At 56.3% G+C, this 12,491-nt stretch carries 10 protein-coding genes; 7 read left to right on the top strand and 3 right to left on the bottom strand.

Annotation, left to right across the window (positions count from 1 at the left end):
• Nucleotides 1-6 precede the first annotated feature (6 nt).
• Genes G491_RS0117980 through G491_RS0117970 form a run of 3 tightly spaced genes read right to left on the bottom strand, consistent with a single transcriptional unit; the run spans nucleotide 7 to nucleotide 2,498 of the window.
• Nucleotides 7-720, bottom strand: coding sequence for an enoyl-CoA hydratase/isomerase family protein (locus tag G491_RS0117980; protein WP_015948513.1), 714 nt, complete (start codon nucleotides 718-720; stop codon nucleotides 7-9).
• A gap of 55 nt (nucleotides 721-775) precedes the next feature.
• A complete protein-coding gene (locus G491_RS0117975; RefSeq protein ID WP_028315572.1) occupies nucleotides 776-1,915 on the bottom strand; it encodes an acyl-CoA dehydrogenase in 1,140 nt (379 codons plus the stop codon).
• A 28-nt stretch (nucleotides 1,916-1,943) separates the two neighbouring features.
• Nucleotides 1,944-2,498 carry a helix-turn-helix domain-containing protein gene (locus G491_RS0117970; RefSeq protein ID WP_015948515.1) on the bottom strand — a complete coding sequence of 185 codons (555 nt, stop codon included), beginning with the start codon at nucleotides 2,496-2,498 and terminating at the stop codon, nucleotides 1,944-1,946.
• Nucleotides 2,499-3,107: 609 nt separating this feature from the next.
• On the opposite strand from G491_RS0117970, the gene G491_RS0117960 reads away from it, so the two are divergent.
• The 7 genes from G491_RS0117960 (at nucleotide 3,108) to sucD (ending at nucleotide 12,481) form a co-directional block, all read left to right on the top strand.
• Nucleotides 3,108-5,732 (top strand): tetratricopeptide repeat protein, encoded by a 2,625-nt coding sequence (locus G491_RS0117960; RefSeq protein ID WP_028315571.1) that lies wholly within the window; start codon nucleotides 3,108-3,110, stop codon nucleotides 5,730-5,732.
• 381 nt (nucleotides 5,733-6,113) lie between these two features.
• A complete protein-coding gene (mce, locus tag G491_RS0117955) occupies nucleotides 6,114-6,518 on the top strand; it encodes a methylmalonyl-CoA epimerase (RefSeq protein WP_015948517.1) in 405 nt (134 codons plus the stop codon).
• A 96-nt stretch (nucleotides 6,519-6,614) separates the two neighbouring features.
• Nucleotides 6,615-8,168, top strand: a complete 1,554-nt coding sequence (locus tag G491_RS0117950) for an acyl-CoA carboxylase subunit beta (protein ID WP_028315570.1) — start codon at nucleotides 6,615-6,617, stop codon at nucleotides 8,166-8,168.
• A 19-nt stretch (nucleotides 8,169-8,187) separates the two neighbouring features.
• Nucleotides 8,188-8,385 carry a hypothetical protein gene (locus G491_RS0117945; protein ID WP_028315569.1) on the top strand — a complete coding sequence of 66 codons (198 nt, stop codon included), beginning with the start codon at nucleotides 8,188-8,190 and terminating at the stop codon, nucleotides 8,383-8,385.
• 53 nt (nucleotides 8,386-8,438) lie between these two features.
• Nucleotides 8,439-10,409 (top strand): pyruvate carboxylase subunit B, encoded by a 1,971-nt coding sequence (locus tag G491_RS0117940; protein WP_028315568.1) that lies wholly within the window; start codon nucleotides 8,439-8,441, stop codon nucleotides 10,407-10,409.
• Nucleotides 10,410-10,424: 15 nt separating this feature from the next.
• A complete protein-coding gene (sucC, locus tag G491_RS0117935) occupies nucleotides 10,425-11,585 on the top strand; it encodes an ADP-forming succinate--CoA ligase subunit beta (protein ID WP_028315567.1) in 1,161 nt (386 codons plus the stop codon).
• A gap of 26 nt (nucleotides 11,586-11,611) precedes the next feature.
• Nucleotides 11,612-12,481, top strand: coding sequence for a succinate--CoA ligase subunit alpha (gene sucD, locus G491_RS0117930; RefSeq protein WP_028315566.1), 870 nt, complete (start codon nucleotides 11,612-11,614; stop codon nucleotides 12,479-12,481).
• Nucleotides 12,482-12,491 lie beyond the last annotated feature (10 nt).

The following is a 12,491-nucleotide window of genomic DNA, read 5'->3' as shown; positions in this document are numbered from 1 at the left end:
AAAAATTTACACCTGAAGCCTGCCGGTCTCGATGATGGGCGGATCCAGTTCGTTGATGGCGTACAGGATGTCGCGGTGCATTTCCTCTTTAATGGCGGTCACCACCTGACGGCGCTTGTTCTGGGTCAGGGCGAACTCCATGACCTTGTCCATCATTTCGTCGATATGATAGGCGCCGGCCACCATTTTGGCGTCCAGGCATTGCTGGGCGGTCATGCGGGAGCCGGTGAGTCCCATGAAATGCATGACGTCGTTGGACATGACATTGCGCAGCAAGGCCATCATGCCGGGCAGAAAAGGAATGCTGATATCCACTTCCGGAATGCAGAAAAATCCCCGGTCGGTCCGCATATAGCGGAAGTCAAAGGCGCCGGTTAAAATGGCGCCTCCGGCGAAAGCGTGGCCGTTGATGGCGGCGATGGTGGTCAGGGGATAAACCAGCAGCCTTCTGAACAGATCGTTCAACTGATAAAAAAATTTTTTGGAGGTGTCCACGTCCTTGGCCTGCACAACAGGCATGAGCCAGTCCAGGTCCAGGCCGTTGCACCAGATTTTCTCGTTGGCGGACGTCACAACCAGGGTTGCGGCTTCCGTCTTGTTTTCAATCTCGTCCAGGACGTCCAAAAATTCCCCCAGGTAGGTGGGGTTGAAGCGGTTTTCGCCGTTGTTCATGGTTAAAACCGCCACATGCTCTTTTAATTCATATTCAACCAGTGCCATGCTCTTTCCTTTCCGTTTTTCGTCCGGCCGCACACAGCCCGGCCGGGCCTTGCCTTTATTTAAGCAGATGCCGGGAGATCACAATGCGCTGTATTTCGGACGTTCCTTCATAAATTGTGAAAACCCGCGCGTCCCGGTAATACCTCTCAACAGGGTAGTCTTTGGTATAACCGTATCCGCCATGAATTTGCAAGGCCTTGGCCGTAACCCGGTTGACCATTTCGGATGCAAAGAGCTTGGCCATGGAGGCTTCCATGGTGAAATTCTGGCCCCGATCCTTGCGGGAGGCCGCGTCAAGAGCCATGAGCCTGGCCGCATGGATTTCCGTGGCGATATCCGCCAGAGGCCCGGAAACGCCCTGGAATTGCCCGATGGGCTTGCCGAACTGCTCCCGCTCCTTAGCGTATTTGACGGCCGCGTCCAGGCAGGCCTGGGCCACCCCGATGGATTGGGCGGCGATGCCTATGCGTCCGCCGTCCAGGGCTTTCATGGCCAGGGAAAATCCCCCGCCTTCACCGCCCAGTATCTGGGAGGCCGGAACCCGGCAGTCTTCAAAATACAGATCCGCCGTGTCCGAAGCGCGCAGGCCCATTTTGTCTTCCAAGCGGCCTACGGAAAAACCCGGCGTTCCTTTATCCACCAAAAATGCGGTGATGCCCCGGTGGCGTTTGCTGGGGTCGGTTTTTGCGGTGACGATCACGACCCCGGCGTTCTTGCCGGAGGTGATGAACCGTTTGACTCCGTTGATGATGTAATGGTCGCCGTCCTGAACGGCTGTGGTTTCCTGGCGCAGGGGATCTGATCCGGCCAGGGGTTCGGTCATGGCAAAGGCGCCGATCATCTCGCCCATGGCCAGGGCCGGGAGATAACGCTGCTTCTGCTCGTCCGTGCCAAGGTGCAAAATGCTGTCGCACACAATGGAGTTGTGAACGCTCATGATGACCGCGGTGGATGCACAGGCGTAGGCCACCTCGGACAAGGCCAGCACATAACTGACGGCGTCGGCCCCGGCGCCTTCGTATTCCGGCGGCACCATCATGCCCAAAAGGCCCAGTTCGGCCATTTCTTTTAAATTCTCAGCGGGGAACTCCTTGGTCCGGTCCCTTTCGGCGGCGGTGGGCATCAACTCCCCGCGGGCGAACTCCCGCACCATTTTCCGGACCATTTTCTGCTCGGCAGTCAATCGAAAGGACATGGTCCTCCCTCCTTTATATATGCAAAGGTTAAGGGGTGTAGACCACCACCAGCAGCAGGGCGGCGTCCTCTCCGGGATTTTTAAGCAAGTGGCGCAGGCCGGAGTTAAAGTGGAGAGAACCGCCTTCCTCCAGTTTGTTCACATGCTCGCCCACGGTCACCTCCACCTTGCCGGAAAGCACGTAGACGAACTCCTCCCCTTCGTGTTGGTAACTGACGCCGTCGTGCTCCTGCTTGGGGGGAATTTCAATCTTAAAAGCCTTCATGTGCTTGTGCCGCGCCCCCGGCGAAAGGGTTGTGTATGCGTAATGGGAAGTGCGTTCGGAATAGGCTTTGGCCAGGCCCTTTTTCGTGGTCTTGACCTCCTTTTCCAGAAAAAAGGCCGAATCCACTTCCAGGGCTCTGGCGATCTGAAGGAGCGAACCCACGGAGGGCATGTTTTCTCCGGATTCGATTTTTTCCAGGGTGTCTACGGCGAGTCCCGTCTCATTAGCCAGGGTTTCCAGGTCCATGTCCTTGTCTTTTCTCAGGTCATGGATTCTTTGTCCTGTGGAAATGTTCTTTGCTTTCTTTTTTGGCGGCATGGCAGTCTCCTTGGGCGATTGGAATAAAGGCGAGTTTGGGAGTATTGTGGGGGATTGTTGCACTGATGTCAAAGATATTTCTGAATCTTTTATACAACAAATTTGTTTGCAGTCCCATAGGGTCTGACGGGCAAGGCTTCATTCCCGGCAATTAGAATTTTATTGTTTATTTTACGGATATTTATACCAAAGAATGGATAAAAATCCGGAGAATTGACCATGGGGGAATTTTTTGGGCGATAGGCGCTATTGGTATTATATGCTTAAATGCCAACAAATTTGTTTTTATAATTGAACTCCCCCTTCAGCGGGCACTCCAGATATAACCCTTTATATTAAAAGCATATTTTATAAGAATTCCGGCCAAAGGGAAGGATTTCCGCCCAAGCCCCCAATTCCTTGCCGTCCGCTGGGGGGATTCGGTCCGCCCGCATTGCCAACAGAACTGTTTTAAAAAATACAACCCTCCCCAAGAACTTCTCTAAATCGCCCCGTCGAATACTCCACCCAATGCCGCAGTTTGAGTATTCTGAATTAATCCCTTGATATATCCATCCCTTTATTTTATACTCACCTTACCAACAAAATTGTTGAACAAGGCGGCCGCCCATGATCTCATCCTGCAGACACAACCCATGGCTTCCCCACGGAAAGCCGTCATCCCAAAACGCCTTCCTGCGCCAGGATTTCGTGGCCCAATGCGTTGACCGCCTCTGCCCCGCCCATGCTGCGCCTCAAAATCCCCAATCCGCCGCCCCATCCCTCTTAATCCAAGGCCCTTGGGGCGGAGGCAAAACCATGATGGCGGGCGCCATTGCAGAGCAATTGGCCAAAAGGCCGGATAAGCTGCCTGTTTTGCTGCCCCAGGACCTGCCCCACGTCCTAAACCTGGCCAGGTTCTTTATGGAAGCCCTTCATCTCCTGCTTCCGCCGGATGATCCGGACTTGAGGAGGGTTATGGAAGAAGCCTATCCCGGCGCCCAACGGGGAAAGGCTCTTGATCTGCTGAAAAAAATCGCCCGCAGCCAGGGTAAGACCCTGGTCCTGATTGCGGACGACCTGGACGTTTTGCTTATCCAGCAGGCGCCCAATCAGGAAGCGAAGCTGTTGAAGCAAATCCTCACCTATGAACCGTGGCTGTCCATGGTTGGAACCATGGACGACGCCAACGCCTCTCACTTTCCTGCAGAGCTTAAGGGCTTTTTTACGGTTCTCCGCCTGGAGCCTTTAAGCGACCAGGAAACCATCGCACTATGGCGCGGCGCCGTTGACAGAGAGCCTTTCCCGGTGGAAGCCGCTTTATGCAAATACTTGTGCCGGGGCAATCCCAGGCTCGCGGCTTTTCTTGTAGATTCTTACGCCCGGGATCCCGGCGAAAATCCCTTCTCATCCTTTTTATCCGTCCTGGACCGCCACACGCCCTATTATAAAGGACTGCTTCAGGAGCTTCCGGCGGTGGAAAGAAAGGTGTTCGCGGCTCTTGCGGATGAATGGGCGCCGGCCGCCGCGCGGGCGATAGCCCGAAAAGCGGACATGGACGTCAATAAGGCCAGTTCCCTGCTCAATCGCCTTGTCAAGCGCGGCAGGGTGCGCGTGGCGGGTAAGCAAGGCAGGGTAAAATCCTACGAACTGGAAGGGCCCGCCAATAATCTGAACTACCTTGTGAGGACCGGGCCCGGGCATTTTCAGCAGGTAATGGGGCTGTGTTTGTTTTTAGAGGCCTTTTGCCTGGAAGAGTTAAAGGCCATGCCGCCGGCTTCCAAAAAGGACTCCGCCGGGGAGACAGTTCCGCCAACCGCTAAAGAAACCGCGGAGGCGCCTCCTGTTACGCACCGCCCGTCCTTTTCTTCTCGTGCGGAAGCCCCCTTGCCGCCGCCTAAGCCGGAGCGTCAGCCGCCCCCCTCTCCCTTTACCTTCCCTCATAAACCGAATCCCCCGTCTCCAGGCCCGGACGACGCCGCAGGCTGGACCGAACTCGCCAAGTTTTTGGAAGCTGAAGGGCTGTTTGAGGACGCAGTGCAGGCTTACACCAAAACCCTGTCTATCCGGCCCGACCATCCCTGGGCCTGGGGAAGGCTCGGGCAGTTACTGCGGACGGAGATGCATTTGTACGAAGACGCGGAAAACGCCTACCTTCAGGCCATTGAAAAAGACGCGAATCAGGCCTGGATCTGGGCCGGGCTGGGCCGCCTGCTCCATGAAAACCTCAAGAATTACGTGGAAGCCGAGCAAGCCTATCGCATTGCCATAGAGTTGGAGCCTCGATCCGCGGAATTTCGCGTGTGCATGGGGCGGCTGCATGAGAAGCTGGAACGCGGCCAATCCGCCCTCCGCGCCTATGAAGAAGCCGCCAACATCGAGCCGGACAATCCCCTGGCCTTTCTTGCTTTGGCCGAATTCCTGGAAAAACAGGGAAAAGCGCCGGAAGCCGGACAAGCCTATCAATCCGCCGCTGAGTGCAGGCCGAATGACGCCAAAGGCTGGGCTCTCATAGGCCGCATCTTGATGGACAAGCTGGGGGACGCCCACGACGCGAAGTCGGCCTTTGAAAAAGCCCTAAGCATGGAGCCCGCCTGCTTTGTCGCCTGGGAAGGGCTCATGCTGCTGGAAGGCGTATCCGAAAGCCCGGAACAAGCACTGCATCTGGCCCGGGCTTTTCTGGAGGATTTCGGGAACAACCCGCTCCAGGTCAAAAAGCTGCTGGATGTTTTTTCAAACCAGGAGCTTAGTCCTTTGCTGCCCCAGGTTAAAATGATGCTGGGGATGGAAGAGCGAGAAGAGCCTCCCGCCTCCCCGCCGGGGGAGAAACTCCGCGACGAGCGCCCTCATACCGTCCCCCCGTTGGCAGACCCGCCTGTACATCCAAAGCCTGCGGAAGAGCCGGCAGCGCCTCCGCCGCCTTCTTCCGATACGGAGCCGCAGCCCCAGTCCTCCTCTATGGAAGCCTTGAAGGACGCCCTGCTCGCCTTGGAGGGCGAAAATCCGCCTCACATCCGGAAGCTGGCTGAAATCATTCAAACCGCCATGGCGCTGACGGCCCAAGGCATGGGTGAAGCTGTTGCAGCCCTGTTGCACGCCTCTCCATTATTATATTGCCTGCTCCCCCTCTGGGCTGGCATAATGCTCCACATGAAAAAGGAGGCCAATGTCGGCGCCGAGGCCAGGATGATCGCCGGGGAAGCGGCGCAAAGAATCCGCAGTGCGGAGAAGACGGTGCACCCTGACCGGCCCTGACCGGCCCTCCCGGGGCTTTCTCCATCATTTGATGGAATTTTTTCTTCTTCCTTGGTATTTCGCCTGCTTGGGTCTTACACCAACTAAGCATAGACAAACCACTCGAACAATCCTATCAAGCCAGGAGTTTCGCTGGTTTTCATGAATCCGGTCAATTGGCCGAAAAGTCCAAAGGCGGCGCCAGCCGTTGAATTTTACCTTGACTCGGGTAAAAACACTTGCTTCACTCATCATGGATGTGCTTAGGATAAATTTTAGTGGATAGGAGGGGACAAGCAGGTTGACTGCCTCGTCAATAACTGGACAGACGTTCAATAACCCAAAACTTCATCGACTGGGTTAATTGATACACCTTTTCATAGTAAATAAAAGGAGCAAACCATGAAGCTGTTGAAGATCGATCATCTTGGGATTGCAGTGAATGACATGGACGCCGCCAGGCAGGTTTGGGAAAGCATTCTCGGCTTGTCTTTTGAAGGCAAGGAGACTGTGGAGGCTCAGAAGGTCACCACGGGTTTTCTGCCTGTGGGCGAATCGGAAGTGGAGCTTTTGGAATCCACCTCTCCCGACGGTCCTGTGGCCAAGTTCATAGAAAAACGCGGAGAAGGCTTTCAGCATGTAGCGTTCCGTGTGGAGAACATAGAAGAAGCGCTGGCTGAGCTCAAGGAAAAGGGCGTGAAACTTATCGATGAAAAGCCGCGCAAGGGCGCTGGAGGCGCCATGATAGCCTTTTTGCATCCCAAATCCACCAACGGCGTTTTAGTGGAATTGTGCCAGCGCGATTAGTCGCCATGTCAGGACGCCCCGTTAGTTACGGGACAAGACCGGAAAATTTAACCGGCCTGTCAAAGCAAGGCCAGGATTTTGAAAGGAACGGACGCTATGGGTATTGTTGAGGAAAAAATCAAAGAACTGAAGGAGCGGGAAGCGAAAATCCTTCAGATGGGAGGCGAGAAAGCGGTCGCCAAGCATAAGGAGAAAGGCAAGCTGAGCGCCCGGGAGCGCATCGAGCGTCTTTTTGACCCGGGAACCTTCCAGGAAATCGACATGTTCGTCAAGCATCGCTGCACCAATTTCGGCATGGAGACCAAAGAAATCCCCGCCGACGGCGTCGTAACGGGCCACGGCCTTGTGGAGGGCAGGCCGATCTTCGCTTACGCCCAGGATTTTACGGCCCGCGCAGGCAGCCTGGGTGAAATGCACGCCAAGAAAATCTGCAAGGTCATGGATCTTGCCATGAAAGCCGGCGTTCCCATCGTAGGCATGAACGACTCCGGCGGCGCCCGCATCCAGGAAGGCGTGGACGCCCTTTCCGGATACGGCGAAATCTTTTTCCGCAACTCCAACGCCAGCGGCGTTATTCCGCAGATTTCCGCCATCATGGGCCCCACAGCCGGCGGCGCCGTGTACTCTCCAGCCATGACGGACTGGATTTTCATGGTCAAGAAAACCAGTTATATGTTCATCACCGGCCCCAACGTCATCAAGGCCGTCACGGGGGAGGAAATCTCCTTCGAGGACCTGGGCGGCGCCATGGCGCACAACCAGAAGAGCGGCGTGGCTCACTTTGCATGCGAGGACGACGAGGACGCCATCGACAACATCCGTGCGCTGCTCGGCTATCTTCCCTCCAACAATATGGAAGATCCTCCGGCCGTCGCCCCCACGGACGACCCTCGGCGCGTTTCCCCTGAGTTGGATTCTATCATTCCCGACAGCCCCAAGGCCGCTTATGACGTGAAAAACGTCATTAAAGCCATAGTGGATAACGGCGAATTCTTCGAGCCCCACAAATATTTCGCCCAAAACATGGTGATCTGCTTCGCCCGCCTGAACGGCCGGGTTATCGGCATTATCGCCAACCAGCCCAAGTTCATGGCCGGATGCCTGGACATCAACGCGTCAGACAAAGCCACCCGTTTTATCCGCTTTTGCGACGCTTTTAATATTCCCATGCTCACCATCGCCGACGTTCCCGGCTACCTGCCCGGCAGCAACCAGGAACACGGGGGCATCATCCGCCACGGCGCCAAGCTCTTATGGTGCTACTCCGAAGCCACGGTTCCCAAGCTGCTTTTGGTCACCCGCAAAGACTACGGCGGATCTTACCTGGCCATGTGCTCCAAGCACCTGGGCGCGGACATGGCTTTTGCCTGGCCCACCGCTGAAATCGCGGTCATGGGCGCGGAAGGCGCGGCCAACATCATCCACGCCCGTGAAATCAAGGGCGCCGACGACCCGGTCGCCAAGCGCGCCGAAAAAATCGCCGAGTACGAAAACCTTTTCTCTAATCCTTATGTGGCTGCCTCGCGCGGATTCGTGGACGCGGTGATCGTTCCCAGTGAAACCAGACCCCGTCTGATTCAGGCTCTGGAAGTCATGGTCACCAAGCGGGAAACCAAGCCTGCCAAGAAGCACGGCAACATTCCGGTCTAAGGCATAACAAGGAGCCGACATGGACAAGAAAAAGGTCGCCGCCGCCATAGGCGGAGTGATGCAGTACCTGAAAACCGAGGAAGAAGCTCTGGCTGCAGCAGCCCAGGCGCCCAAGCCCGAAAGGGTCAATTATTGGGGCATGGCCGGCAGGCAGGATTCCATGCAAATGCGGACCTTGATGCAGATGAGGGCATTTGCCGGCAGAACCAAAATGTAATTTTTACGCTTCAATATAAGGCATAAACACTTTTTTGGGCAGGAGACAAAACCATGAGCACGCACGGCAAAGTTAAGACCACTGACATTGAATACGGTCCGGACCGTAAAAAGGCAAGAAGCGCGGTCAAGATCGAGGACCTCACCCTGCGGGACGGCCACCAGTCCCTGTTTGCAACCCGCGGCCGCACCGAAGACATGATCCCGGTTGCGGAAATGATGGACGAAGTCGGCTTCTGGGCCACGGAAACCTGGGGCGGCGCCACCTTTGACACCATGCACCGCTTTTTGAACGAAGATCCGTGGGAACGCATCCGCACCCTGAAAAAATACATGAAAAAGACGCCCTTTTCCATGCTGCTCAGGGCCCAGAACCTGGTGGGCTACAGAAACTACGCCGACGACCTGGCGGAAGCCTTTGTGGAACGCGCCGCGGAAAACGGCATGGACATCTTCCGCACCTTTGACGCACTGAACGACTACCGGAACTTCGAGACGGTCGTCCCCGTCATCAAAAAATGCGGCAAGCATTTCCAGGGGTGCATTTGCTACACCCTGACCGAACCCCGCCTGGGCGGAGAGGTCTACAACCTGGATTATTACGTCAAAAAAGCCAAGGATCTGGAAGCCATGGGCGCAGACACCATCTGCGTCAAGGACATGGCCGGCCTGATTTCTCCTTACGACGCCTACGAAATCGTCAAGGCTCTGAAGGAAAACGTCAAACCGCCCATCCACCTGCACAGCCATTTCACTTCCGGTATGGCCCAGATGTCTCACATGAAGGCCATCGAAGCCGGCGTGGACATCATCGACACGTGCATGAGCCCCTACGCGTTCCGCACCTCCCATCCCGCCATCGAGCCTCTGGTCATGGCGCTTCTGGGAACCAACCGGGACACGGGCTTTGACATCAAGCTCCTGGCCGCCATCAGCGAAAAGCTGGAAAAGGAAGTCATGCCCAAGTACAGGTATCTGCTCGACGACACCAAAATGTCCATCATCGACATCAACGTGCTCCTGCACCAGACTCCCGGCGGCATGCTTTCCAACCTGGTCAACCAGCTCCGCGACATGGACGCTCTGGACCGCATCGACGAAGTGTACGCCGAACTTCCCAGAGTCCGCAAAGACCTGGGCCAGGTACCCCTGGTCACGCCGACTTCCCAGATTGTGGGCGTGCAGACGGTTATGAACGTGCTGCATGACACTCCGGAAGAGCGCTACAAGATGATCACGGACCAGGTGAAAGGCCTTTGCTACGGCCTGTACGGCAAGACCGCCGTTCCCATCAATCCCGAAGTGCAAAAGAAAGCCCTCAAGGGCTACGAACGCGGCGAAGAGCCCATCTCCTGCCGTCCGGCTGAAGTTCTGGCCCCTGAAATGGAAGCCGCCAAAAAGGAAATCGGCGATCTGGCCAAGGATATCGACGATCTGGTCCTGTACGCCATCTATCCTGTCACCGGCAAAAAGTTCCTGGAATGGAAATACGGCAAGGCGCCTGTGCCGGACGAAGTCAAGCCCCGCACCCTGCAACAGGCTCTGGCCGAAGAAGCCTTGGTCGCAAAAGCCCGCAAGGGCCTGGTGATTGAAAAGGTGGAAAAGGAAGCTCCGGAAAAGGGCCCCGGCGTCCGCACCTTCAACGTCTTTGTGGATGACGAGTACTTTGAGGTGGACGTGGAAGAAGTGGGCGGCGCGCCCGTCGTTACTTCCGTGGTTCCCGCCGCAGCTCCGGCCGCAGCCCCCAGACCGGCCGCCGCTCCTAAGAAGGCAGCCGCCAAGCCTGCCGCCGCCGCTGCGCCTGCAGTGGACGGAACGCCTATCACCGCGCCCATGCCCGGCATGGTCACGGCCATTGAAAAGAACGTAGGCGATGAGGTCAAGGAAGGCGAGGCAGTGTTGGTCCTTGAGGCCATGAAAATGCAGAACGCCCTTCCCGCCCCGGCTTCCGGCGTTGTCAAAGCCATCAATTTCGGCGTGGGCGACAATGTGAAAAAGGGCGAAGTTCTTTGCGTCATCGGGTAATAAGGAGATTTTTGCATGAAGATTCATGAGTACCAGGCAAAAGAACTGTTTGCTAATTACGGCGTGCCGGTTCCCAAGGGCAAACCTGTCTTTTCCGTGGACGAAGCGGTGGAGGCGGCCAAGGAACTGGGAGATTTTCCTGTTGTAGTCAAAGCGCAGATTCATGCAGGCGGCCGCGGAAAAGGCGGCGGCGTCAAATTGGCTCAGAATATTGACGAAGTTAAAACCATAGCCGGCGAAATTCTCGGCATGCAACTGGTCACCCATCAGACCGGACCTGAGGGCCAAAAGGTCCAAAAGCTGCTGGTGGAGCAGGGCCTGGACATTGCCAAGGAACTGTATTTTTCCATTATCGTGGATCGGGCCACCGCCAAGATCGTCATCATGTGCAGCGAAGCAGGCGGCATGGACATCGAGGAAGTGGCTGCTTCCACGCCGGAAAAAATCATCAAGGTTCCTGTGGATCCGCTGTTGGGAGTCCAGGGATACCATTGCAGGCAGGCAGCCTACCGTTTGAATCTGCCTGCCGCGGCTGTCAAGCCCTTTATCAAGATGGTGCAGGGCCTGTACAAGATGTTCATGGACACGGATTGCTCGCTTTTGGAAATCAATCCCCTGGTCCTGACCGGCGACGACGGCATCATCGCCCTGGACGCCAAGATCAATTTTGACGACAACGCCTTGTATCGCCATAAAGACATTCAGGAATACCGTGACCTTGACGAGGAAGAGCCTTTGGAAGTGGAAGCCTCCAAGTTCAACCTCAACTATATCAAAATGGACGGAAACGTTGGCAACATGGTCAACGGCGCAGGCCTGGCCATGGCCACCATGGACATCATCAAGCAAGCCGGGGCCGAGCCCGCCAACTTTTTGGACGTAGGCGGCGGCGCCAACGCCGAGCAGGTGGAAAACGGCTTCCGCATCATTTTGAGCGACAAGAATGTCAAGGGCATCCTGATTAATATATTCGGCGGAATTCTCCGTTGCGATGTTTTGGCCAGCGGCGTGGTGGAAGCGGCCAAAAAGGTTGGCCTGAACGTGCCGGTTGTGGTGCGTATGGAAGGCACTAATGTGGAAGAAGGCCGCAAAATCCTTGCGGAAAGCGGCCTGAATCTCACCGGCGCCGAGGACCTTAAGGACGCTGCGGCCAAGGTCGCCCAGATCGTTCAGTAAACATTGCCAAGGGAGGAGGATTCCCCATGAGTATATTTGTCAACAAGGACACCAAAGTTGTGGTGCAGGGCATTACGGGTAAGGAAGGCCAATTCCATACCCGCCAGTGCATTGAATACGGAACTAAAATCGTGGCCGGCGTGACTCCCGGCAAGGGCGGCCAGAAAATGGACGACGTGCCGGTCTTCAACTCGGTCTACGAGGCCGTGGAAGGCGCAGGCGCCAATTGCTCCATGATTTTCGTGCCGCCGCCGTTCGCCGCGGACGCCATCCTGGAAGCCATTGACGCGGAAGTGGAATTGGTAGTCGCCATTACAGAAGGCATTCCGGTTCTGGATATGATGAAGGTGAAAAATCATCTGGCCAAAAGCAAAACCCGCCTGATCGGCCCCAACTGCCCCGGCGTCATTACTCCCGGCGAGTGCAAGCTGGGCATCATGCCGGGTAAAATCCACAAGCCCGGCGGACCCATCGGCGTGGTTTCCCGCTCCGGCACCCTGACCTACGAGGTGGTGCATCAGCTCACCCAGCAGGGCATGGGCCAGACCACGTGCATCGGCATCGGCGGCGACCCGGTCAACGGCACCAACTTCATAGACGTACTGTCCGCCTTTGAAGCGGACCCGGAAACCAAGGGCATTGTCATGGTGGGCGAGATCGGCGGCAGCGCGGAAGAGGAAGCTGCCGAATTCATCAAAGCCAACCTGAAGATTCCGGTTGTGGGCTTCATTGCCGGCCTCACCGCGCCTCCCGGCCGCCGTATGGGCCACGCAGGCGCCATCATCAGCGGGTCTTCCGGAACCGCTCAGGCTAAAATCGAAGCCATGAAAGACGCCGGCATCCATGTTTGCGAAAACCTGGGAACGCTGGGCGAGCTGTGCAAAGAGGTTTTCTAAGGACCTCTGC

This window comes from Desulfatibacillum aliphaticivorans DSM 15576, from assembly GCF_000429905.1.
Classification (GTDB): Bacteria; Desulfobacterota; Desulfobacteria; order Desulfobacterales; family Desulfatibacillaceae; genus Desulfatibacillum; species Desulfatibacillum aliphaticivorans.
The sequence above is the reverse complement of the archived record's forward strand: the minus strand, read 5'-3'. Positions and strand labels throughout refer to the sequence as shown.